This is a genomic window from Methylobacterium sp. NFXW15, from assembly GCF_049887755.1.
Classification (GTDB): domain Bacteria; phylum Pseudomonadota; class Alphaproteobacteria; order Rhizobiales; family Beijerinckiaceae; genus Methylobacterium.
The window spans coordinates 187339-210092 of record NZ_JAGEKG010000006.1 but is presented as its reverse complement, the minus strand read 5'-3'; the positions used below and the strand labels follow the sequence as shown (position 1 = coordinate 210092).

Below are 22754 nucleotides of genomic sequence, written 5' to 3'. Positions count from 1 at the left end.
CCGGCTCAGGCCGTCGCAGGATCGGGCAGGGCGGAGAGGCGCGACGCGGCGGCCCGCGCCAGACCCTCGATGCGCGCCCGCTCCGCTTCCGTGAGAAGCCGCTCCGGGTCGAGGGCGGGCACAAGGCGGTCCGACAGGGCGAGCCCCGCCGCGACGCAACCGTTCAGGCTCGCCGCCGGATCGGCCGGACGTTGGGCGGAAGCGGGCACGAGGGCGAGATCGGCCACCCGGTCCACGAGCCACGCAAGGGACCGGTCCCGGGCAAGGACGAGATGGGCATAGAGTCCTGCGCCCGCGCTGGCCTCGCGCAGGCCCAGGATGGGCGCGAGGTCGAGGACCGGCACAGGCCGCCCGCCGAGATTGACGAAACCCGCGAGCCAGCCCCCCGAGGCGGGAGCCGCCTGGAGTTCGGGCAGGGGCAACACCTCCGCCACCGCCTCGTGGGGGAGCGCGCAGACTGTGCCCGCCACGTCGAGCATCAGATAAGCCGTCGATTCGCCCGCCACCCCGGCCTCCCCTTACCGGCATGAAGCTAGCCGGGCCGATGCAATCGGCAATTGCCCATCGAAAATGTCTTAACTGCGGAACCATGTCCTGCGCCGCGTCTTTGCGAGGCACGGCGATCGGGGCGCCACAGGTGGCGCCCGCCCGGTCGCATAGGAAAGGACGACACCCATGAGGAGCATTCTGTTCGGCGCTGCGGCGCTCACGCTGGTCGCAGGCTCGGCCTTCGCCCAGGGCGGCTCGCCCTACAATATGTCGGGCTCGCAGGCTGGTGGCCCCCGTGGCGGCATGGAGCGTTCGGCCCAGGGTGCCGAGATGGAACGCCCGGCCGCCCGCCCGATGATGAAGCGCAGCATGCACAAGCGCATGCACCATCACCGCAAGATGCATCACCGCCGCATGCGCCACGGCATGTAAGTGTCTTGAGGCCCGCCGGATCGGCGGGCCTTTTTTCTGAGGACGCCTCTCCCCTCGCGCGTTTGCGCGCCATCGCCGCAACGCTATGTTGCCAAGCGAAAACAAGGGGCGGAGGAACGGAATGGCGCAGCCGGTGGAGCACCGGGGCGAGGGCGGCGTCGAGGCGCGACGCGACGCGATCGTGGCGGCGGTCCGCCATCGCGGCTTCATGACGATCGAAGCCCTGGCGAGCCAGTTCGGCGTCACGGTCCAGACGATCCGCCGGGACCTCAACGAACTCAGCGCCGAGGGACGGTTGGAACGCTACCGCGGCGGCGGTGGCCTGCCCTCCAGCGTCGAGAATATCGATTACGCCGACCGCCGCGTGACCCTCCTCGCGGAGAAGACCCGCATCGGTCGCCTCGCGGCGAGCCGCATCCCGTCGCACTGCTCCGTCTTCGTCAATATCGGCACTACACCCGAGGCGGTGGCCCGTGAGCTGACCCGCCACGACGATCTCAGCGTCATCACGAACAACCTGCATGTGGCGCTCTCGCTCGCCGACGCCACCGCCTTCCGCATCGTCGTGGCCGGAGGCACGGTGCGCAATCGCGATGGCGCCGTCCTCGGGCAACTCACCAGCGACACGCTCGGGCAGTTCCGGGTCGATGTGGCGGTGATCGGCATCAGCGGCATCGACGCGGATGGGGCGCTTCTCGATTACGATTACGAGGAAGTCCGCGCGACGCAGGCGATCCTCGCCCACGCCAAGCGCACCTTCCTCGTGGCCGACCACACGAAATTCACCCGCCGACCGATGGTGCAGGCGGGTCATCTCTCGCAGATCGACACGTTCTTCACCGACCGGATGCCTCCACCCGGCATCGCCGCCATGATGGAGCGCGAGGGGGTGACGCTCGCCGTCGCCAGTGACGTCTAGCGAACACGAAATTTTCGCTTGCGAAAACAGAAGGGCGACGTAAGATCGCAGGAAAAGCATACAGGGATGGAGACAATGGCGGATTGCACGCCCCTGAGCGGACTCTTTGCGGTGATGGCCCCGGCGTCTCACGCTGGAATCACCCATTCCGCCCCATTCCGAATTCTTCAAGTTCCGTCGCAACCGTGAGGTCTTGGCTCACCGGGCCGACCGAGCGTGCCTCGCATACGAACGACACGGGTTCGGAAGCGAGCAGCCAGCGCGGGAATGAGCGGGCGAAGACGCCATTCTGAGAAGCGGGCCGTTGCGGCCCGGTTGCCAATTCCAGCCCCCGAACCGGCCGAGACCGGTGGGGATGAACCAAGGAGGAAACGATGAGCCGTTATGTCGGGGCCATCGACCAGGGCACGACCAGCACCCGCTTCATGGTGTTCGACCGTGAGGGGACCGTCATCACGGTCGCGCAGGAAGAACACGCACAGATCTATCCCGCGCCGGGCCATGTCGAGCACGACGCCGCAGAGATCTGGGCGAAGACACAGAAGGTGATGAAGGAAGCTCTCGCCAAGGGCAATCTCACGCCGAAAGACCTCGCGGCCATCGGCATCACCAACCAGCGCGAGACGACGGTCATCTGGGACCGGAAGACGGGCCAGCCTCTGCACAACGCCCTCGTCTGGCAGGATACCCGCAACGATCGTCTCGTTTCGGAATTCGCCCATGACGGCGGGCGCGACCGCTTCCGCGATCTCACCGGCCTGCCGCTGGCGAGCTACTTCTCCGGTCTGAAGCTGCGCTGGCTCCTCGACCACGTAGAGGGCGCTCGGGAGAGGGCCGAAGCGGGCGATGTCCTGTTCGGCAACATCGACACATGGCTGTTGTGGAACCTCACCGGCGGGCCGGACGGTGGCCTGCACGCCACAGACGTGACCAATGCCAGCCGCACGCAACTCATGTCCCTCAAGTCCCTGGATTGGGACGATGGGATGCTGTCCACTTTCCGTATCCCCCGCGCGATGCTGCCGAAGATCGTTTCGTCGAGCGAAGTCTACGGCGAAGCGAAGGGTGAGTTCGCGGGCGTGCCGATCGCGGGCATCCTCGGCGACCAGCAGGCGGCCCTGTTCGGCCAGACCTGCTTCACCCCCGGCGAAGCCAAGAACACCTACGGCACCGGCTGCTTCGCTCTGATGAACACGGGCGAGGAGGCCGTGCCTTCCAAGGCGGGCCTCGTGACCACTTTGGGCTACCGGCTCGACGGGCAGAAGCCGGTCTACGCCCTCGAAGGCTCCATCGCCATCACGGGTGCGCTGGTGCAGTGGCTGCGCGACAACCTGCACATGATCAAGGACTCGGCCGAGGTGGAAAGCCTTGCCGGGACGGTCGAAGACAATGGCGGGGTCTATTTCGTGCCCGCGTTCTCGGGCCTCTACGCGCCCCACTGGAACGAGGGCGCGCGCGGCCTGATCATCGGCCTGACCCGCTACGCCAACCGGGGTCACATCGCCCGCTCGGTCCTGGAGGCGACCGCCTTTCAGACCCGCGAAGTGCTAGCCGCGATGGAAAAGGATTCCGGCATCCCCGTGAAAGAGTTACGCGCCGATGGCGGCATGGTCGCCAACGGCACGTTGATGCAATTCCAGGCGGACATCCTCGATGTGCCGGTCGTGCGCCCGAAGGTCTCGGAGACGACGGCCCTCGGCGCGGCCTACGTGGCGGGCCTCGCGGTCGGCTACTGGAAGGGTCTCGACGACCTCAAGCGCAACTGGGGCGTCGACAAGCGCTGGGAGCCCAAGATGGACGCGGCCCGCCGCGAGACAACCGCGGCCATGTGGAGCCGCGCGGTGCAACGTTCCTTCGATTGGAAGGCGGACGAGGACTGAGGGCAGACGCCCCTCCCGAGGCTTCACGGCCACTCGCCTCCTCATCCTGAGGTGCCCGCCCCGGCGGGCAACGAAGGAGGCCTCCAGATAGCGCCGAGATGTCTGGACCTCCTTCGAGACGGCTGACGCCACACCTCGGGATGAGGGGGTGGGTCGGACGAATACCAACAAATCATCAAGGGAGGACACATCATGGCATCGCCGTTCCTGGGCGAGATGCTGGGTACGATGACGCTGATCGTGCTCGGCGACGGGGTGGTGGCGGGGGCGCTCCTCAAGCGCTCCAAGGGCGAGGCCATGGGCTGGATCGGCATCACCGCCGGCTGGGCCTTCGCGGTGCTCGCCGGGGTGTTCGTGGCCAATGCGACCGGCAGCGCCGACGCCCATATCAACCCGGCGGTGACGCTGGGCGGGGCGGTCAGCACCGGCGATTATTCGAAACTCGCGGTCTACCTGCCGGCTCAGTTCCTCGGCGCCTTCCTGGGTGGGGTGGTGGTGTGGCTGCACTACCTGCCGCACTGGGCCGAGACGCCCGAGGCGGACCTGAAGCTTGCGGTGTTCTGCACCGGCCCGGCGATCCGCAACACCCGAGCCAACATGATCTCGGAGATCGTGGGCACCTTCTTCCTCGTCTTCACCATCGCCGCCCTGGTGACGAGCACCTCCGGCAGCACGGGCACGTTCTCACGCGGCGTGGCACCCTATCTCGTGGCGATGCTGGTCTGGGGCATCGGCCTGTCGCTGGGCGGCACCACCGGCTACGCCATCAACCCCGCCCGCGATCTCGGCCCCCGTATCGCCCATGCGGTCCTGCCCATCGCGGGGAAGGGGTCGTCGGATTGGGGTTATGCGCCGATCCCCGTGGCCGGACCAGCGATCGGAGCAGTCCTGGCGGGGCTGTTCGTGCGCATATTGGGCCTTTGACGATCACTTAAAACAATCTCCGGTGGTTATCACAGATTATATTCAATCTATAGCCAGTAGAAACAGAATATAAGGGGGGTTAAAAGCCAGATGACTGGCAGATAATGAAGCCTGAGGGCGATGACACCCTCTTAGTGCTCCTCACAAAACTCCCGTTCACCGGGAGTTCTCCCCTGGCCTCGACGGCTCAGCGGGAGTTTTGCGAGAGTCTCTGAGGGTCATTGCCCCGGGTCGCGGGACGAGAAAATCATGTCGTATGTCTCGACCCATAGTCGCAACCCGCAAACCCTCCGTCCCTCAGGATTGATCGATACCAGGCAACTCGGCGATCTCTGGCGCGCCATGCTCCGCCTTACGCGGACGACCAACCTGCCGGATTTGAGGGAGATCGAATACGAAGAAGGCAACGATAGCCTCTTTGCCCTTTCGAATGTCGGGCCGGAAGTCTTCGTCTCGCTTCACGGCGACAATTACATCTCGCGCTCCCTCGCCAGAAACGGCAGCTTCGAGTTCGAAACCTTCGAGCGCACCCTCGCGCATCTGGGCGGACCGCGCGATCTTCTGGTCGATGTCGGCGCCAACCTCGGCACGGTCACGATTCCGGCAGCGGCCCGGGGCCATGCCAAGCAGGTTCTGGCCGTCGAGGCGGACCGGCTGAATTACCGGACGCTGATGGCGAACCTGTACCTCAACGATCTTCAGGATCGTGTGGTGGCCATCAATACCGCCGCGGGCGCCACCTCGGGCGAGCTTCTGGAGTTCCAGCTTTCGCCGGAGAACAAGGGCGACCATCGGGTCAAGCATTCCTCGGAACCGGGCGCGTTCGGTGAGGAGGCCTGGTCGACCTATCGGGTGGAATCGACGCGTCTGGACGACCTCCTGACCCGCCAGGGACTGTCCGAACGGCTCCCCCGCTCCCTGATCTGGATCGACGTGCAGGGCTGGGAGCTACAGGTCCTCCTCGGGGCGAGAGCCGCCGTCGCGGCCGGGGTGCCCATCGTCATCGAGTTCTGGCCTTACGGCCTCCAGCGCAATGGCATGATGGATGGCTTGGCGGCCTTCCTGTGCGAGCATTTCACCCGGCTGACCGTGGCGAATTCACCGGAGATGCCGGCCTTCCCCGCGACCGGGGAGGGCATTGCAGCGATCCGCGCCCGCCTCGATGGCACGAACCCCTTGAGCGCCTGCGATCTTTTGCTGACGCGTGACGCATGAGCGCCGGGATGTTTCTGCCCGTCACGGGTGATGCGGTCACGGCCTTCCACGCCGAGGGAACACGGGCCTACTTCGTGGACGGGAGCCTTTTGCCGCCGCCGAACGGGACCGCGCTCTGGCTGGCCCTGGCGGACAATCATCGCAACAACATGCAGCTCTGGGCGGAGGAAGATCTCGCCCGGCGAACGCATGTGCGCGACGCGGAGATCGCGGCCAACAAGCGGGCGATCGACCGGTTCAACCAAGCGCGGAACGATGCGGTCGAACGCATGGACGAGGTGCTGGAGACGCTGATGTCGGCGCCCGCCGCCGCGCAAGCCCGGCTCAACAGCGAAACCCCCGGCTCGATCATCGATCGGCTCTCCATCGCCAGCCTCAAGATCTTCCACATGGGGGCGCAGGTGGAGAGAGGGGACGTCGATGACGCGCACCGCGCCGCTTGCGCCGACAAGCTCGCGCGGCTTCGCCTCCAGCGGAGCGATCTGTCCGGCTGCCTCGACGCCCTCCTCGCCGAATGCCGCCAGGGCCGGGCGCGATTCCGCACCTACCGCCAGTTCAAGATGTACAACGACCCGCGCCTCAACATGGCTCTGGTGCGGGAAGCGCAGCAGGCCCCTGCGGCCGGGTAAGCGCGTCGAGTTCGCCCATCAGCAGGGCGATGGCGCCCGGCCAATCACCGACGGTCGGCTGGCGCACCAGGGTGGCGCAAGCCGGGTAGACGACGGAATCCCGTTCGCGGTTTAGATGCCGCCCGTCGAGCACGCGTCCCGCGAGCAACCATGTCCGCACGCCCAATGCCCCCGCGAGGTGGAAGGGCCACGCGCAGATCGAGGCGACACCATCGAGTCCCGCGATGAGCGCGCCCGCATCATCGAAAGGCAGTTCGACCCTCGTCACCGTGGCGTCGCGAGCGATCTCGGCCGCTTGCAGGCGCCGAAGCCCGAAGCCGCGCTGAAGGATGACCCAGTGGATGTCGGTGCGCGCGAAAAGCGGCGCGAGGGCAGGGAGCGGGATGCTCTTCGCCTCACCGAGATCCATGTCGCTGTGCCAGTAGAGGCCGATGCAGGGGCGGCCCGCCGCCCGGCTCCGTGCTTGCCGCAAGATCGCGTCTGCCTGCGCGCTCGGCGGAGCCCGGAGATACCCCGATGCGCTTTCGCCCCCGGCGCGGGCAAGGCCGAAGGTGCCGATCCAGCATTCGCTCCGGCTGCGGGCCGCCTCGAGTTCCTCCAGGCCAACGAGGTCATCGACACCCGCGCTTCGGAGCAGCCCGTGACACCGGGATGTAGCGGCAACGGTGATGGATCCGGCGCCAAGGTTCCGAAGCCGGGGGACGTGGCGAATGAACTGGAAAAGGTCGCCGAAGCCGCCATGCGGAACGATGGTGATCGACCGGCCCTCAAGGGGCTCGCCCTGCCACATCCGCTCGATCAGCGGCGTTCCGGAATAATAGATCTGGTAGAAGGCGCGGCTCGAGAAGGCCAGCGCGAGGCTATGGCCTTCGGGATCGCCCCGTTGAAGCATCACCATGCCGAGCGCCTGCTCAATGAACGGGTCGCCGGGCCTGTCGGACAGGAGCGACCGCAATTCGGCCTCGGCCTCATCCCCGAAGCCCGCTGCCGCAAGGATTCGGGGCCGCCAGCACCAATCGCTCGGATGGGGTGAAAACCTCATATCCAGCCGGTCGATGTAGGGGCGCGCCCAATGCGGCTCGCCGCTTTGCGCGGCACAGATCGCAAGGCCGAAGGTGGCGGGCACTCGATCGGACAAGCCCGCCTGCGGCGCATCGAGAATGAGGCGCCAATGCGACATCGCCTCGGCGAAGCGCAATTGCTTCGTCAGACACAAGGCGAGTTTCCCGCGAAGAACCAGATCGTCGGGCGACTCAGCGAGCCCGACCTCGGCATCCGCCTCCGCAACCTCGAATTCTCCGGCGGCGATGGCGCTCTCCACCGTATCGAGCAAGGATAGCATCACTGGAAAAACTGTATCATCACCTGAAAAATCGACCATGCACGCCGAAAACCGCAGGTCAATCAGCCGCAAGTAGCAATTATTTCAAATACAATTTTGAATTATCTCATATTTTGTACAGACATCGACGTTTTACGGACCACGCCCCGATCGCCGACCCGCTTCCGCGCCTCGCCCGATCCTGAGACAGGCGGAGGCTCCCGTCGCGCCCCAGCGTCGCGCCCGTTTGCGACGCGGGCGGGAAGGCCCTAAGTCAGCATCATCTCCTCGAAGGCGCGCACAGGCGCGATCCGGTTCCCGATGGCCGTCGTCCTCGACCTTATCAAGAATGATCCGCGGCCTCCGCGCCACCCGGAGAAGGCTCATCGGCCGGATCAGGCGGCGCAGCCGAAGAAGCCGGACTGGATCCGCGTGAAGGCACCGGGCTCCAAGGCCTGGACCGAGACGCAGAAGATCGTGCGCGAGCACGGCCTCGTCACGGTGTGCGAGGAAGCGGGCTGCCCCAATATCGGCGAATGCTGGGAGAAGCGGCACGCCACCTTCATGATCATGGGCGACACGTGCACGCGGGCCTGCGCCTTCTGCAACGTGCGCACCGGCCTGCCGGATGCCCTCGATACCGGCGAACCGGAGAAGATCGCCGATTCGGTCGCCAAGCTCGGCCTGCACCACGTGGTCATCACCTCGGTGGACCGGGACGATTTGGCGGATGGCGGCGCCATGCACTTCGCCCGCACCATCGCGGCGATCCGCCGGGCGAGCCCCGGCACCACCGTCGAGATCCTGACACCGGACTTCCTGCGCAAGGACGGCGCCCTTGAGATCGTGGTCGAGGCGCGGCCCGACGTGTTCAACCACAACCTCGAAACGGTGCCCTCCAAGTACCTCACCGTTCGCCCCGGCGCCCGCTATTTCCATTCCGTGCGGCTGCTGCAACGGGTGAAGGAACTCGACCCGTCGATCTTCACCAAGTCCGGCATCATGGTCGGCCTGGGCGAAGAGCGGAACGAGGTGCTCCAGTTGATGGACGACTTGCGCTCGGCGGATGTCGATTTCCTGACCATCGGCCAGTACCTCCAGCCCTCGAAGAAGCACCACGCGGTGATGCGCTTCGTGCCGCCGGACGAGTTCAAGGGCTACGAGACCACGGCCTACGCCAAGGGCTTCCTGCTCGTTTCCGCAACGCCGCTCACCCGGTCGTCGCATCATGCGGGCGAGGATTTCGCCAAGCTTCAGGCGGCGCGGAACGCCAAGCTGTCCCCCGTTCTGTCGGCCTGAGAAAGTCCCTTCGGAATGCCATCCTTCCGGGTCACGCGCCGGGTGCGACACAGCGCCGAGCAGATGTACGACCTCGTCGCCGACGTCGAACGCTATCCCGAATTCCTGCCGCTCTGCGAATCCTTGCGCGTCATCCGCCGCCAGGACAAACCGGAGGGCGGGCAGGTTCTCGTGGCCGAGATGGGCGTCGGCTACAAGGCGATCCGCGAACGGTTCACCACCCGCGTCAGCCTCGATCCGGAGGCACGCAAGATCGTGGCCGAATACATCGACGGACCGTTCCGTCACCTCGAGAACCGCTGGACGTTCAAGGACGCCGAAGGCGGCGGCTGCGACGTCGACTTCTTCATCACCTACGAGTTCAAGAGCCGGACACTCGGCCTGCTCATGGGCTCGATGTTCGACCGCGCCTTCCGCAAGTTCACCGACGCGTTCGAGGGCCGCGCGGCTCGCATCTACGGCACGGCCTGATCGTTCAGGCCGCCGCGGCAGGCCCCTCTGCCTCCACCCGGTTCCGGCCGAGCGCCTTGGCGCGGTAGAGCGCCCTGTCGGCGCTCGCGAGGAGCTGGCCGAGATCACTACCGCCGGGACGCGTCTCCGCGAGGCCGATGCTGACCGTCGCCCGGACACCCTCGACGGAGGATTCGGCGAAGCGCGAGGCCACCGCCTCGCCGATCTGTCGAGCCTCCGCGAGACCGGCCCCCGGCAGGAGCGCGGCGAATTCCTCGCCGCCGAGCCGCGCCACGATGGCCTCTGGTGCGATGTGATCGCGCGCCACTACGGCGAAGAGCCGGATCACCGCGTCGCCCGCCCCGTGTCCGTAGCGGTCGTTGATCGACTTGAAATGGTCGAGGTCGAAGGCGAGCAGCGAGATCGGGGCATCCTTCGCGCTGGTCGCCAGCACCCGGTCGCCCTGTTCGAAGAAGCCGTGCCGGTTCGACAGGCCGGTGAGGTAATCGGTCTGCACGGCGGCCTTCAGACGCTCCTGCGCCTCCTCACGCACCAGGGCGACGAAGGTCATCGGCATGGCGACGGAGAACAGCACCGCCTCGAACATCGTGGCCTTGGCGACGCTCATCAGGATCTCGCTGCCATAGGTGGCGGCGAGGGTCGGCACGATGAAGGCACGACCGACATAGAACAGCGCGTGCCCGGCGGGAATCGCGATGGCGACGGGACGGGAGCGCAGGCCCCGAAGAGCCCGGCAGCGCAGGGTGACGAGGGCCGTCGCACCGCAGATTCCCGCGATGGGAAGGGCGGCGACGTGATTCCAGAAGGCCTGCGGGAAATGCACACCCGCCACGGTCCACAACACGGCCATGCCGCCGAGGAGCAGGGCGTACCAGCGCAGCCCGCCCGCCGGCCCATCAAGGCGCCGCACCCCGTGCAGCCAGAGCAGATACCCGGTGAGGAACAGGATGTTCGCCGCGGCGAGGCCGCTCACGCCGGGAAAGCTCGTGCGAACCATGGCGACGACGCAGGCAACGGCGAAGACAAGAGCCCCCGCCGCCCAGAGGCCGAGAGCGGCAGCGCGTAGGGGCTGCGCCATCCGCTCCCACAGCATCATCGCCGCAGCGACGAGCAGCGTGCCGACCGTCAGCCAGTAGAGAGTTTGGAGATCGATCTGCATCGCGGCCACGGGAAAATCCGGCACATGATTCGCGAAGATATCGAAGATTTTGTTACAGAAGCGGACAACTATTCCATCATGGTTAAAGCACGCTGCATGCTGCGCTAAAAATGAGGCAGAGCGCGGATTTACTTAGAATATTTGAGTGCATCATCGAGCAAGCCGAGCGCGTCGGCCACGGCCGCGCGGCGGATCCCCGCCCGTCCGAGGTCGCCGTAGCGACGGGCGAGATGCGTCGTGCCACCGGGTCCCGACACCGCGAGATGGACGAGGCCCACCGGCTTCTCGGCACTCCCGCCGCCCGGCCCGGCGATACCGGTGATCGCCACGGCCATATCCGCGCGGGAGGCCGCCCGGGCGCCCTCGGCCATGGCGCGGGCCACCGGCTCACTCACCGCTCCATGCGTCTCGATCAGCGCCGGATCGACGCCGATCGCCTCGGCCTTGGCGGCGTTCGAATAGGTGACATAGCCGCGCTCCACGGCGGCCGAGGAGCCCGGCACCGCCGTCAGCAGGGCCGCCACGAGGCCGCCCGTACAGGATTCGGCCGTGGCGAGGGTCCGCCCGGCCTTCGCATAGGCCGCGACGAGGGCTTCGGCGCGGGCGAGCAGTTCGGGATCGTCGAGCATCGCGAAGAGGACTCCCGGCGGCGTCACGCGCCCTATGTCGCTGAAGCCTTCACCCTAGCCCCACAGGGGCTGGCGGCTCAATCACGGAGAACGCGACCCGATGATCTTCCCCGCGACCACGGCTTATTATGCCGCGCTGCTCGCCCTTCTCTATCTCGGCTTGGCGGGCTGGGTGATGGCCGGGCGTCTGTCCGGCAACGTGCTCCATGGCGATGGCGGCAGCGACGACCTGCAGAAGCGCATCCGCAGCCACGCCAATTTCGGCGAGTATGTGCCGCTGGCGATCATCCTGATCGGTCTGCTGGAGGCGCGCGGCACCTCGCACGGCACGGTCCAGGCGCTTCTGATCGCCCTTCTGCTGGGCCGCATCCTGCATCCGGTCGGCATGTTCGCCCCGCCCAACAGCCCGCGCCAGTTCGCCTGCCGCGGCGGCGGCATCCTGCTCACCTTCGGGACGATGCTGATCGCGGCGGTGTTGCTGCTGCTCTGAAGCGGACGGGCGCCCTCAGGCGTCCGCCTCCTCGTCCGGCAGACGCACGGTGGCGGCGGCTTGCGCGGCAAGGCCCTCCGCGCGGCCGACGAAGCCGAGCTTCTCGGTCGTCGTCGCCTTGATCGAGACGGCCGACAGCGGCACCCCGGCGATGGCCGCGATGCGGGCGCGGATGTCCTCGCGGTGCTTGCCGATGCGCGGAGCCTCCGCCAGCACGGTGATGTCGAGGTGGTCGATCCGGCCGCCGCGCGCCCGCACCAACTCGCAGGCATGGGCCAGGAACTGGTCGGACGAGGCGCCGCGCCACTTCTCGTCGGAGGGCGGGAAATGGGTGCCGATATCGCCGTCCGCGATGGCGCCGAGCAGCGCATCGGTCAGGGCGTGCAGGGCGACGTCACCGTCCGAATGGGCGAGCACGCCCCGGTCGGCCGGGATGCGGATGCCGCCGAGCCAGACATGATCGCCCTCGGTGAAGGCGTGAACGTCGAACCCCGTGCCAAGGCGGGTCACATATTGGGTCATCGCTGTGGCTCCGGCGGCGTCGGATGAGAAGGCCCGGTCGGCCTCGATCAGGTCCGAGGCCTGGGTGATCTTACGGTTGTCGATATCGCCCGCGAATACCACGACCGGCAGGCGGGCCCATTCGGCCAGCGCCCCGTCATCGGTGAAGGCGTGCAGGTCCTGGGCGGCGGCGGCGCGGTGGGCGTCGAGCAGAGGACCGAAGGCGAAGGATTGCGGGGTCTGCACCGCGCGCAACGTGTCCCGCGCCGGAGTCTCGGTCACGCGGCCGATGCCGGGCTCGATCTCCTCGACGCGCTTCACCGTGTCCGTCACGGCGACGCCCGGCACGGCGCCGCCGTGATCGCGCCCGGCCTTGATGGCCCGCGCGATCAGGTCCGGGCGGATGAAGGGCCGTGCCGCATCGTGGACGAGAACGATCTCCGGCGCCGCCCCGGCGGCCAGGGCCTCCAGGCCAGCGCGGACGGACATCTGACGGGTGGCACCGCCCTCGACCGGCTCCGCGATCCGGGCGCGAATCGAAGGATCGAGGTCTTCCAGGCACTCGCGGAAAAAGTCGGCCGCGTCGGCGGCGATGACAGGCTGGATCGTCGCCACGTCGGCATGGGAGGCGAGGGCAGCCAGCGTGCGGGTCAGGACGGCCTGACCGGCGATCCGGCGATATTGCTTTGGCACCCCACCGCCGACGCGGATGCCGCGCCCGGCCGCCACGACGATGGCGGCGACGCTTCCATTCTCTGAGGCGGCGGACATGGGGGCGAGGATCCCGGCTCGAACGGCGGCAGACCTGCCGCGCGGCCGGCGCCATACCTGTGAAACATGCCCGTCGTTTAAGCGGGGCAGGGGGCGAAATCAACGCGATGATGCCGCTTGCGTCCGGCCCGGCTTTGCCTCATTGTTGAGCAGAATGAAGACTGACCATTATTTGGGCGCCCTGCGCCGCGGGCTGTCGGCAGGGGATCCGCCTCTCTGCCTCCTGGCACCGCTGTCCGGCGTGACGGACCTGCACATGCGGCGCATCGCGTTGCGCTGCGGGGCAAGCGCCGTCGTGTCGGAAATGGTGGCCGCGCGGGAATTCGCCCGAGGCTCTGTCGAGGCGACCCTCCGCGCGGAAGGCGCGGGCATCGACACGCATATCGTCCAGCTCGCGGGATGCGAGGCCGCGCCGATGGCCGAGGCCGCCCGGCTGGCGGAGGCGAACGGGGCCGACGCGATCGACGTCAACATGGGCTGCCCCGCCAAGATCGTGACCGGCATCGCCTCCGGCTCGGCACTGATGCGCGACCTCGACCATGCCGAGCGCCTGCTCGCTGCCGTGCGCGGCGCGGTGTCCATTCCCGTGACGGTGAAGATGCGGCTCGGCTGGGACGATGCGTCCCGCAACGCCGCCGACCTTGCCGGGCGGGCCGAGCGGTTGGGGCTCAACGCGGTGACGGTCCACGGCCGCACCCGCCAACAGTTCTACAAAGGCCGGGCCGATTGGCCCGCGATCCGTGCCGTCGTGGAGGCGGTGTCGATTCCCGTCATCGCCAATGGCGACGTCACCGGAGTCGACGAGGCGCGGGCCTGTCTCGAAACCTCGGGCGCGGCGGGGGTGATGATCGGGCGCGCGGCGACCGGGCGGCCCTGGCTCGTCGGGCAGGTGGCGGCGGCGCTCGCCGGGCGCGAGGTGGCGGCGCCGAATCGCGGCGAACAGGCCGCCATGGCCGCCGAGCATTACGAGGGATTGCTGTCGCTTTACGGGCACCACATGGGTGTCCGCCATGCGCGGAAGCATCTGGCGGCCTATGCCGAGACCGGTGGCGCATTGAGCGCGGCCGAGCGGAGCGCGCTCCTGACCACCACCGACCCGCAGGCGGCGCTCGTCCTCCTGTCCCGTGCCTTCGCGGGCCCGGCCCCCGAGATGAGGGAAGCGGCGTGACCAGCGACGAATTCCCCCCCTCCGGCTTCAAGCTCTCCGGCAGCGAGGCAGTTCTGAACGCCCTGCCGCTGCCGGTGCTGACGATCGGCGGCGATGAGCGCATCCTCCAGTGCAACCACGCGGCGGAAGCCTTCTTCGATTATTCCGCGCGGCTGATGCAGCGGCGGCGCCTGCGCGACATCATCCCCTTCGCCTCGCCGATCATCGCCCTCGTGGCCGAAGTGCGGCGGCGGAAGGCGAGCGTCAGCGAGTACAGGGTCGAAATCTCGCAGCCCCGCACCGGCACCGAGCGCAGCGTCGACGTCTTCGCGACGCCCCTCGACGAGGGCGATGCCGTGGTGATGATGCTGCAGGAGCGCACCATCGCCGACAAGATGAACCGCCAGCTCACCCATCGCGGCGCAGCGCGGTCGATGGTGGCCCTCGGCGCCATGCTCGCCCACGAGATCAAGAACCCGCTGGCGGGCATACGCGGCGCGGCCCAGCTTCTGGAGAGCACAGGCGCGGAGGAGGACAGGCTCCTCACACGCCTGATCTGCGACGAATCGGACCGGATCGTCCGCATCGTGGAGCGGATGGAGCTGTTCGGGGATGAGCGCCCGGCCGAGCGCGGCCCGGTGAACGTCCACGGGGTGCTCGATCAGGTGAAGCGCTCGGCGCAGTCGGGCTTCGCCCGGCACATCCGCTTCATCGAGACCTACGATCCGTCGCTGCCGCCGGTCCTCGGAAACCGCGACCAGCTGATCCAGGTGATCCTGAACCTCGTGAAGAACGCCGCCGAGGCCATCGGGCCGGATGCGGTGGAGGGCGAGATCACCCTGGCCACCGCCTTCCGCACCGGCCTTCGGCTTCAGATCCCCGGATCCCGCGAGCGCGTGAGCCTGCCCATTGAGGTGGCAATCCGCGACAATGGCCCCGGCATCTCCGCCGAGATGCTGAGCGACATGTTCGATCCGTTCGTGACGACCAAGGCGCAGGGTTCCGGCCTCGGTCTTGCTTTGGTCGCCAAGATCGTCGGCGACCATGGAGGGATCGTCGAGTGCGATCCCGCCCCACGCCGGACGACGTTCCGCATCCTTCTTCCCATGTCGAGTGCGCGTGATGGGCGCGAGCCCAATGTCGAGCCATGATCGGGATGCCTGCCGGAGGTTTTGAGTAACAGTCATGCCGAACGGCCACATCATCGTCGCGGACGACGACGCCGCCATCCGCACCGTCCTGAATCAGGCGCTGTCCCGAGCGGGCTACGAGGTCCGATCGACGGGCAATTGCGCCACCCTCTGGCGCTGGGTCGCGCAAGGGGAGGGCGACCTCGTCATCACCGACGTGGTGATGCCCGACGAGAACGTGTTCGACCTTCTGCCGCGCATCAAGCGCGTGCGGCCGGAACTGCCGATCATCGTGATGAGCGCGCAGAACACGTTCATGACCGCGATCCGCGCCTCCGAGCGCGGCGCCTACGAATACCTGCCCAAGCCCTTCGACCTGAAGGAACTGATCGCCATCGTCGGCCGCGCCCTGTCGCGACCGCGCGGCGCCCCCGCGCAGGGGGCCGGGCCGGAGAACGAGGACATCCCGCTGGTCGGCCGCTCACCGGCCATGCAGGAGATCTACCGGGCGCTCGCCCGCCTCATGCCCACCGACCTCACGGTGATGATCACCGGCGAGTCGGGCACCGGCAAGGAACTGGTCGCCCGAGCGCTCCACGATTACGGCCGCCGCCGCACCGGCCCGTTCGTACCGGTGAACATGGCCGCGATCCCGCGCGATCTCATCGAGTCGGAATTGTTCGGCCACGAGAAGGGTGCCTTCACCGGGGCGCTCCAGCGGTCGGCCGGGCGGTTCGAGCAAGCCGAGGGCGGGACGCTGTTCCTCGACGAAATCGGCGACATGCCGATGGAGGCGCAGACCCGCCTGCTCCGCGTGCTTCAGCAGGGCGAATACACCACCGTGGGCGGCCGGGTCCCGATCCGCACCAACGTTCGCATCATCGCGGCGACCAACAAGGACCTGCGGGTCTCGATCCAGCAGGGCATCTTCCGCGAAGATCTGTTCTTCCGCCTCAACGTCGTGCCCCTGCGCCTGCCCGCGCTGCGGGAGCGGTCGGAGGACGTGCCGGATCTCGTCCGCCACTTCTTCGTGCTGGTCGAGCGCGAGGGCCTGACCCGCAAGACCCTCGACGGCGACGCGATGGAGAAGCTCAAGCGGTACCGCTGGCCGGGCAACGTCCGGGAGCTCGAAAACCTCGTCCGGCGCCTCGCCGCCCTTTATCCGCAGGAGACGATCACCGGGCCGGTCATCGAGGCCGAACTCGATACGCTGCCGCTGGCGCAGAGCCCCGCTCAAGGCGGAGCCAACGGCGCGGGGCGCAAGCCCACGGGAGAGTCGGAGACCCTGTCGAGCGCCGTGGAACGGCACTTGTCGGATTATTTTTCGGGCTACCGCGACACCCTGCCACCGCCCGGCCTTTATCACCGCATCCTGCGGGAAATCGAAGGTCCACTCATCGGGGCGGCGCTCGCCGCCACGCGCGGCAACCAGATCCGCGCGGCGGAACTCCTCGGCGTGAACCGGAACACGCTGCGCAAGAAGGTGCGGGATCTCGACCTGCAGGTGTTCCGCACGGCGCGGTGACGAGTCACCCGGTCACGGCGAGCGTGAGCGAAGCAATCCAGGGGCGGCGAACCCCTGGATTGGCTTCGTCCCTCGCAATGACGACGGGGGCGAGGGCCTACCGTCCCCGCAGGATCGGATCGCCCGCCATCAGCGCGCGAAGCCGCTCGGTGTCATAACCGTTGGGAATGGACGGGGCGGCCTTCTTCATGGCCGCGACGGGGGCGGGCATCGGAGCCGGGATCGAGCCCGTCGCCGAGGGCTCAAGCGTCACCGCGCGTGCCACCGGAGCCGGAGGCGCGAGGTGAGTGAGCCGGTCGGCCGTCACGAACACCACGACGGCGGTCGAGAGGGTCACGACGAGACCGCCGAGGAAGGGACGCAGGATACGCACGTCGCAGGACTCGGGAACGCACTAGGGGAACGGCAACAGATTGCACACAGGGCCGTTAACGAAGCTCCCACTGCGTGCGCGAGATCTCATGCCGAACGCTCAAGCCACCGCCAGCGACAGCCCCTTCATCCAGGGCCGCAATGCCCGGGTCTACGGAAAGCCGAAAAGCGAGTGCCCGTACCCCGAAGGCTCCGACGATCACAAGGCGTGGATGGAAGCTTACGAAGAAGCGCAACAATCCGATCCGCCGAAAACCATCCGCTAACGCCGTTCCACTTGAAACCGTCCCGAGCGTTCCTTGCGAGGTAAATCCGAGGATCGCCGGGATGGCCTGTTAACACGCCGCTCCATCTTAGCTTGCCTGACGTTGTGACGGCGCGGGGCGGAGCGAGACCCATGGATATCAGGCAGGGAAAGCGTGTCGCCCTCGACCGTCCCGGGCGCGTCGTGGCGGGCGAAAGCGGCCATCACGCCTGCATCGTCCGCGACATCTCGGCGGCGGGCGCCCGGCTTCTTCTCCCGGAGGCGGGACATGTCCCGGACACCTTCCTTCTCTCCCTCGATCCGTCCGAAGATCGCTGGTCCTGCCGCGTGGTCTGGCGGCGCCTCGGTGAGGTCGGTGTGGCCTTCAACTGAAGGCGGCGCTTGACGGATGGGGGCGCCCTCGGCTTCGTGCCGCTCGTCCGCCACGCGAGTCCAGGTCCCGATGTCCCTGACGCCGAAGCCCGAATCCAAGAAGCGGTTCGCCCCCGCCACCCGGCTCGTCCATGCCGGGCGCGATCCGTCCGAGCAGCACGGCTTCGTAAATACGCCGATCTATCGCGGCTCCACGGTCCTCTTCCCGACCTACGACGACATCCAGAACCGGCGCGGGCGCTACACCTACGGCACCCACGGCACCCCGACTTCGGACGCACTCTGCGATGCCTGGAGCGAAATCGCCGGGGCGGCGGGCACGGTCGCGACGCCGTCGGGCCTCGCGGCACTCTCCATCGGACTCATGGCCGCCCTCTCGGCGGGCGACCATCTGCTCGTCAGCGACTCGGCCTACCGCCCGACGCGGATCTTCTGCGACGAGGTGCTGAAGCGCTTCGGCGTCGAGACCACCTATTACGATCCGCTGGTCGGGGCGGGCATCGCGGACCTGATGCGCGAGACCACCAAGGCCGTGCTGGTCGAGGCGCCAGGCTCGCTGACCTTCGAGATGCAGGACATCCCGGCCATCGCCGAGGTCGCCCATGCGCGCGGCGCCTGCGTCATCATGGACAACACCTGGGCGACGCCGCTCCTGTTCCCGCCGCACGAGAAGGGCGTCGACATCGCCATCGAGGCGGGCACCAAGTATCTCAGCGGCGGCTCGGACCTGCTGCTCGGCCTCACCTCGGCCAACGCGAAATACTGGCCCCAGCTGAACCGCACCTACCATCAGTTCTCGGTCTGCGCCGGGCCGGAGGACATGTTCCTCGCCATGCGCGGCCTGCGCACCATGGGCCTGCGCCTGCGCGAGCACGAGAAGCAGGGTCTCGACATGGCCCGCTGGCTCCAGGCCCGCCCGGAGGTGCTGCGCGTGCTGCATCCCGCCCTGCCGGAGGATCCCGGCCATGCCATCTGGAAGCGGGACTTCACGGGCGCATCCGGCCTGTTCAGCATCGTCCTCAAGCCGGTGCCGGAGGCGGCGCTCGCCGCCTTCCTCGACGGGCTCGAACTGTTCGGGATGGGCTTTTCCTGGGGCGGCTTCGAGAGCCTGTGCATCCCCTTCGATTGCACGCCCTTCCGCACGGCCACCCGGTGGGAGCCGGGCGGGCCGACGCTGCGCTTCCATATCGGCCTCGAAGACACGGCCGACCTCAAGGCGGACCTCGATGCCGGGTTCGTGCGACTGAGGGAGGCGGCCGGGGAGATTTGACATTCCCGGCCCGATCCCGATTGAGGAACCGGGACCGGAGAGCCGCGACCCGGAGCTTATGACCACACGCCTCTCAGCCGGTGCGCGTCCGCGCAACGGCGAAGCCCAGCCCGGCGGCCTGCGCGCTGGGCGCATCACCCTCCTAGACCGGCTGTCCGCGAGCCATGCCCGCGCCTGCGCGGCGCTGGCCTTGCTGTGCCTTCTTCTCTTCCTGCCGGGGCAGGCCTCGCTCCAGCCCATGGACCGGGACGAGCCGCGCTTCGCCCAGGCCACCAAGCAGATGCTGGAAACGGGCGACTTCGTCGCGATCCGCTTTCAGGACGAGGCGCGCAACAAGAAGCCGGTGGGAATCTATTGGGCGCAAGCTGCCGCCGTCGCGGCGGGCGACGCGCTCGGTGTGCCCCATGCACGGACGCAGATCGCCCTCTACCGCATTCCCTCGCTTCTCGGGGCGCTGGCCTCGGTCCTGCTCGCCTATTGGGGAGCGCTCGCCTTCCTGGCGAGCCGGGAGGCGCTGCTCGCCGCCGCGCTCTACGGCGCCTGCCTGATGCTGAATGCCGAGGCGCATCTCGCCAAGACCGATGCGCTTCTCGCCGCCTGCGCCACTGCGAGCCTCGCGGCGTTGGCGCGGGTGTGGCTGCGGCGGGAGTCGCGGATCGGACGGCCGGTCTTCCTCGCCTTCTGGCTCGGGATCGCCGTCGGCATCCTCGTGAAGGGGCCGATGGTGCCCCTGTTCGTCGTCCTGCCCGCGCTGTTCCTGTCGTGGAAGGCGCGCTCCGCCTCCTGGCTTCGTCCCTTGCGACCGCTCGCCGGGCTCGCCCTGACCGCCGTGATCGTCGCCCCGTGGTTCGTGGCGATCACTCTCAAGAGCGGCGGCGCCTTCTATGCGGAGGCGGTCGGCAAGGACATGCTCGGCAAGGTCGGCGGCGCGGCCGAGCGGCATTGGGGGCCGCCCGGCGCCTACGCGCTTGCCTTCTTCGCGACCTTCTGGCCCGGCGCCGCCTTCGCCGCCATGAGCGTGCCGCTAGCGTGGCGGGAGCGGCGCACCGACGCCATGGCCTTCCTGATCGCGACGATCCTCCCGGCGTGGCTGATCTTCGAGGCCGTACCGACCAAGCTGCCGCACTACGTTCTGCCGCTGATGCCCTGGATCGCGGTGCTGACGGTGATCGCTCTGACGCGCGGCGAGGTCACGCCCCGCCGCCGGGGCGCGCGTGCCGTGGCGCTGCTGGTGCCCGCCATTCCCCTCGGTCTGACACTCGGCCTGTGCGTCACCGGCTGGAAGCTCGACAACCACACGATCCCCTGGATCTCCCTGCCCGTCCTCGCCGCCGCCTGTCTCGCGGCCGGTGCGAGCTGGCTCGCCTTCGCGCGCGATCTCCCCGAACGGGCCGTCGCCCTCGCGATCCTCGCCTCCGGCCTGCTGGGGCCGGGGGTGCTCGGCCTTGCGCAGCGGCAATTGCCGACGTTCAAGGTCTCGCCGCGCCTCGCCGCGTTCCAGAACACGATGCCCTGCCGCGATCCGCTCGTGGGGACCCTCGGCTATCGTGAGCCGAGCCTCGTCTTCCTCACCCGCACCGACCTCGTGATGCTGCCGGACGGGGATGCCGCCAAGGCGTTCCTGCAGGGAGGCGGCTGCCGCCTGCTGTTCGTGGAAGGCCGCGAGCGCGACGCATTCAACTTCGCATGGCCCGTGGGCCGTCCCGCCCCGCCGCCCCTGGGCGTGGTCGAGGGCTTCAACCTCAACAACGGGCGGCGCGTCTACGCGACGGCCTATGCGGCAGCGCCATGACCCAGCCGGATTCTCCACGCCTCAGCGTCGTCGTCCCGGTCAAGAACGAGGCGGGGAACATCGCCCCCCTGGTGGCCGAGATCGAGCGCGCCTGTGCCGATTTCCCCTTCGAGGTGATCTACGTCGATGATGGATCGAGCGATGCGACCCCCGCCATCCTTGAAGAGGTCCGCGCCGTGCGGCCCTGGCTGCGGGTGCTTCGGCACGGGGCGAGCGCGGGCCAATCGGCGGCGGTGAGGAGCGGCGTGCTGGCCGCCCGTGGCCCCGTCATCGCCACCCTCGACGGAGACGGCCAGAACGATCCGGCCTTCATTCCGTCGCTTCTCGCCGCCCTCGACGAGGCCGGGGAGGGCGCGGGCCTCGCCCAGGGCCAGCGGCGGGGGCGCAAGGACGGACGCTTCAAGATGCTCCAGTCGCGCATCGCCAACGGTGTGCGCGGTCGCATCCTCAAGGATTCCACCCGCGACACAGGGTGTGGGCTGAAGGTGTTCCGGCGGCACGTCTACCTGCGGCTTCCCTATTTCGATGCGCTCCACCGCTTCATGCCGGCCCTCGTATTCCGCGAGGGCTACACGGTCGTCCACCGGGATGTGATCGACCGGCCGCGTCTCACCGGAACGTCGAATTACGGGATGTTCGACCGGCTCTGGGTCGGTCTACTCGATCTCGCGGGGGTGTGGTGGCTCATCCGGCGCAAGCGCGCCACGCCGCGCGCCGTCGAGGTGATGGCGCCCCAGGCTGAGGCGGTGAGGAACGAGGACGTCGGATGCTGATCCAGCTTGCCCACGATCTACCCGACTATTTCTACGACGTGTTCGTCACGCGCTTCGATTTCTGGCTCGTGTTCGGCATCCTCGCGCAGTTGATCTTCGGCTCGCGCTTCATCCTGCAATGGATCGCCAGCGAGCGGGCCGGAAAGAGCGTCATGCCGCTCTCCTTCTGGTTCCTCTCTATCGCCGGGGGGCTGATGACGCTGGTCTATGGTTTCGTGCGCAAGGAGCCGGTGATCATCATCGGCCAAGGTCTCTCGACAGGCATCTACGTGCGCAACCTCGCGCTGATCTTCCGGGAACGGACCCGGAGAAGCGGCGGCGCGGCGTGACCCCGCTCCCCGCCTTCTACGACGACCTCGACGCGAGCTTCGCGGAGCTTTGGCGGCTGATGGCGGAGGGGGCCGCGCATGGGCGCAGCGGCTTCCACCTCCCGACCCTTGCCACCGTCGCGGACGAGGGACCACGGCTGCGCACCGTGGTGCTGCGCGAGGCAGACAGGACGACGGGCACCCTCCGTTTCCACTGCGACCGGCGCTCGGACAAGGCGTTCGAACTGGCCGCGAACCCGGCCTGCGCCCTCGCGGCCTATGACGGCGAGACCAAGATCCAGATCCGCGTGGAGGGTCGCGCCGTCCTCCATACGGACGATTCCGTCGCCGAGGTGGCTTGGACCGGATCGCGTCCCATGAGCAGGGTGTGCTACGCCGCCGAACCGCCCCCCGGCACCGCACTCCTGACCGGCAACGCCTACACCCTTGCCGACGAGACCACGGCGACGACGACGGGCCGCCGGAATTTCTGCGCGGTGGTGGTGAAGGCGAGCCGCCTCGACTTCCTCTACCTCGACCGGCGGGGCCATCGCCGCGCGGCATGGTTCCGGGACGAGTTCGGGTGGGAGGGAGGCTGGGTGGCACCGTAGCCTCAAGTCATGAAAAAAAGGGGCAGCGCCTCGCGGCACCACCCCCTCACGCCTCCCGCG

Annotated in this window: 25 protein-coding genes; 19 read left to right on the top strand and 6 right to left on the bottom strand. The window is 68.0% G+C overall.

Annotation, left to right across the window (positions count from 1 at the left end):
* Positions 1-5: 5 nt before the first annotated feature.
* Positions 6-506, bottom strand: coding sequence for a chemotaxis protein CheW (locus tag J4O73_RS15465; RefSeq protein ID WP_426218694.1), 501 nt, complete (start codon positions 504-506; stop codon positions 6-8).
* A 169-nt stretch (positions 507-675) separates the two neighbouring features.
* Here J4O73_RS15465 and J4O73_RS15460 point away from each other — a divergent pair, with 169 nt between their 5' ends.
* The 6 genes from J4O73_RS15460 (at position 676) to J4O73_RS15435 (ending at position 6488) form a co-directional block, all read left to right on the top strand.
* Complete coding sequence (locus J4O73_RS15460) at positions 676-921, top strand: hypothetical protein (protein ID WP_426218692.1); 246 nt, start codon at positions 676-678, stop codon at positions 919-921.
* 121 nt (positions 922-1042) lie between these two features.
* Entirely contained in the window at positions 1043-1840 is a 798-nt protein-coding gene (locus J4O73_RS15455; RefSeq protein WP_426218691.1) for a DeoR/GlpR family DNA-binding transcription regulator, read from the top strand.
* A 374-nt stretch (positions 1841-2214) separates the two neighbouring features.
* Positions 2215-3720: a glycerol kinase GlpK gene (glpK, locus tag J4O73_RS15450; RefSeq protein ID WP_426218689.1), complete on the top strand. Its 1506-nt coding sequence runs from the start codon at positions 2215-2217 to the stop codon at positions 3718-3720.
* Positions 3721-3912: 192 nt separating this feature from the next.
* A complete protein-coding gene (locus J4O73_RS15445; RefSeq protein ID WP_426218688.1) occupies positions 3913-4644 on the top strand; it encodes an MIP/aquaporin family protein in 732 nt (243 codons plus the stop codon).
* A gap of 249 nt (positions 4645-4893) precedes the next feature.
* Positions 4894-5859, top strand: coding sequence for an FkbM family methyltransferase (locus tag J4O73_RS15440; protein ID WP_426218686.1), 966 nt, complete (start codon positions 4894-4896; stop codon positions 5857-5859).
* A gap of 8 nt (positions 5860-5867) precedes the next feature.
* Entirely contained in the window at positions 5868-6488 is a 621-nt protein-coding gene (locus J4O73_RS15435) for a DUF4254 domain-containing protein (protein ID WP_426218684.1), read from the top strand.
* Here the strand turns inward: J4O73_RS15435 and J4O73_RS15430 are convergent.
* Complete coding sequence (locus J4O73_RS15430; protein ID WP_426218682.1) at positions 6439-7833, bottom strand: tetratricopeptide repeat protein; 1395 nt, start codon at positions 7831-7833, stop codon at positions 6439-6441. The genes J4O73_RS15435 and J4O73_RS15430 overlap by 50 nt on opposite strands.
* Before the next feature lie 297 nt (positions 7834-8130).
* Here J4O73_RS15430 and lipA point away from each other — a divergent pair, with 297 nt between their 5' ends.
* Both lipA and J4O73_RS15420 read left to right on the top strand, forming a co-directional pair.
* The gene (gene lipA / locus J4O73_RS15425) at positions 8131-9108 is read left to right on the top strand and encodes a lipoyl synthase (RefSeq protein ID WP_426218680.1); all 978 of its coding nucleotides are present in this window, start codon (positions 8131-8133) and stop codon (positions 9106-9108) included.
* A 15-nt stretch (positions 9109-9123) separates the two neighbouring features.
* On the top strand, positions 9124-9579 hold the full coding sequence (locus tag J4O73_RS15420) for a type II toxin-antitoxin system RatA family toxin (protein ID WP_426218679.1): 456 nt from the start codon (positions 9124-9126) through the stop codon (positions 9577-9579).
* 4 nt (positions 9580-9583) lie between these two features.
* Here the strand turns inward: J4O73_RS15420 and J4O73_RS15415 are convergent, their stop codons facing one another.
* Together J4O73_RS15415 and J4O73_RS15410 are read right to left on the bottom strand one after the other, a co-directional pair.
* A complete protein-coding gene (locus J4O73_RS15415) occupies positions 9584-10738 on the bottom strand; it encodes a diguanylate cyclase (RefSeq protein ID WP_426218972.1) in 1155 nt (384 codons plus the stop codon).
* Positions 10739-10866: 128 nt separating this feature from the next.
* Positions 10867-11367: a CinA family protein gene (locus J4O73_RS15410; RefSeq protein WP_426218971.1), complete on the bottom strand. Its 501-nt coding sequence runs from the start codon at positions 11365-11367 to the stop codon at positions 10867-10869.
* A 100-nt stretch (positions 11368-11467) separates the two neighbouring features.
* Between J4O73_RS15410 and J4O73_RS15405 the strand changes: the two genes are divergently transcribed.
* On the top strand, positions 11468-11857 hold the full coding sequence (locus J4O73_RS15405) for an MAPEG family protein (protein WP_426218677.1): 390 nt from the start codon (positions 11468-11470) through the stop codon (positions 11855-11857).
* A gap of 15 nt (positions 11858-11872) precedes the next feature.
* On the opposite strand, the gene J4O73_RS15400 is transcribed toward J4O73_RS15405, so the two are convergent.
* Positions 11873-13129 carry a bifunctional 2-C-methyl-D-erythritol 4-phosphate cytidylyltransferase/2-C-methyl-D-erythritol 2,4-cyclodiphosphate synthase gene (locus J4O73_RS15400; RefSeq protein WP_426218675.1) on the bottom strand — a complete coding sequence of 419 codons (1257 nt, stop codon included), beginning with the start codon at positions 13127-13129 and terminating at the stop codon, positions 11873-11875.
* Positions 13130-13283: 154 nt separating this feature from the next.
* Between J4O73_RS15400 and dusB the strand changes: the two genes are divergently transcribed.
* The 3 genes from dusB to ntrC are packed head-to-tail and all read left to right on the top strand — an operon-like array spanning position 13284 to position 16931.
* Complete coding sequence (gene dusB, locus J4O73_RS15395; protein WP_426218674.1) at positions 13284-14297, top strand: tRNA dihydrouridine synthase DusB; 1014 nt, start codon at positions 13284-13286, stop codon at positions 14295-14297.
* Positions 14294-15427, top strand: coding sequence for a two-component system sensor histidine kinase NtrB (locus J4O73_RS15390; protein WP_426218672.1), 1134 nt, complete (start codon positions 14294-14296; stop codon positions 15425-15427). Before dusB ends, J4O73_RS15390 begins: the two co-directional genes overlap by 4 nt.
* A 34-nt stretch (positions 15428-15461) precedes the next feature.
* Positions 15462-16931 (top strand): nitrogen regulation protein NR(I), encoded by a 1470-nt coding sequence (gene ntrC / locus J4O73_RS15385; RefSeq protein WP_426218670.1) that lies wholly within the window; start codon positions 15462-15464, stop codon positions 16929-16931.
* Between the two features lie 97 nt (positions 16932-17028).
* Here ntrC and J4O73_RS15380 read toward each other — a convergent pair whose 3' ends face one another.
* The gene (locus J4O73_RS15380) at positions 17029-17304 is read right to left on the bottom strand and encodes a hypothetical protein (RefSeq protein ID WP_426218668.1); all 276 of its coding nucleotides are present in this window, start codon (positions 17302-17304) and stop codon (positions 17029-17031) included.
* A gap of 88 nt (positions 17305-17392) precedes the next feature.
* On the opposite strand from J4O73_RS15380, the gene J4O73_RS15375 reads away from it, so the two are divergent.
* From J4O73_RS15375 to J4O73_RS15345, 7 genes are all read left to right on the top strand, one after another.
* Positions 17393-17569: a ribosome modulation factor gene (locus J4O73_RS15375; RefSeq protein ID WP_378971650.1), complete on the top strand. Its 177-nt coding sequence runs from the start codon at positions 17393-17395 to the stop codon at positions 17567-17569.
* Positions 17570-17700: 131 nt separating this feature from the next.
* On the top strand, positions 17701-17940 hold the full coding sequence (locus tag J4O73_RS15370; protein WP_426218666.1) for a PilZ domain-containing protein: 240 nt from the start codon (positions 17701-17703) through the stop codon (positions 17938-17940).
* A gap of 70 nt (positions 17941-18010) precedes the next feature.
* On the top strand, positions 18011-19210 hold the full coding sequence (metC, locus tag J4O73_RS15365) for a cystathionine beta-lyase (RefSeq protein ID WP_426218664.1): 1200 nt from the start codon (positions 18011-18013) through the stop codon (positions 19208-19210).
* Positions 19211-19268: 58 nt separating this feature from the next.
* On the top strand, positions 19269-21002 hold the full coding sequence (locus J4O73_RS15360; protein ID WP_426218662.1) for an ArnT family glycosyltransferase: 1734 nt from the start codon (positions 19269-19271) through the stop codon (positions 21000-21002).
* Positions 20999-21775 (top strand): glycosyltransferase family 2 protein, encoded by a 777-nt coding sequence (locus J4O73_RS15355; protein ID WP_426218660.1) that lies wholly within the window; start codon positions 20999-21001, stop codon positions 21773-21775. The genes J4O73_RS15360 and J4O73_RS15355 overlap by 4 nt, the downstream gene beginning before the upstream one ends.
* Positions 21769-22104 carry a lipid-A-disaccharide synthase N-terminal domain-containing protein gene (locus tag J4O73_RS15350; RefSeq protein WP_426218658.1) on the top strand — a complete coding sequence of 112 codons (336 nt, stop codon included), beginning with the start codon at positions 21769-21771 and terminating at the stop codon, positions 22102-22104. Before J4O73_RS15355 ends, J4O73_RS15350 begins: the two co-directional genes overlap by 7 nt.
* Entirely contained in the window at positions 22101-22694 is a 594-nt protein-coding gene (locus tag J4O73_RS15345) for a pyridoxamine 5'-phosphate oxidase family protein (protein ID WP_426218656.1), read from the top strand. The genes J4O73_RS15350 and J4O73_RS15345 overlap by 4 nt, the downstream gene beginning before the upstream one ends.
* Positions 22695-22754: the final 60 nt, after the last annotated feature.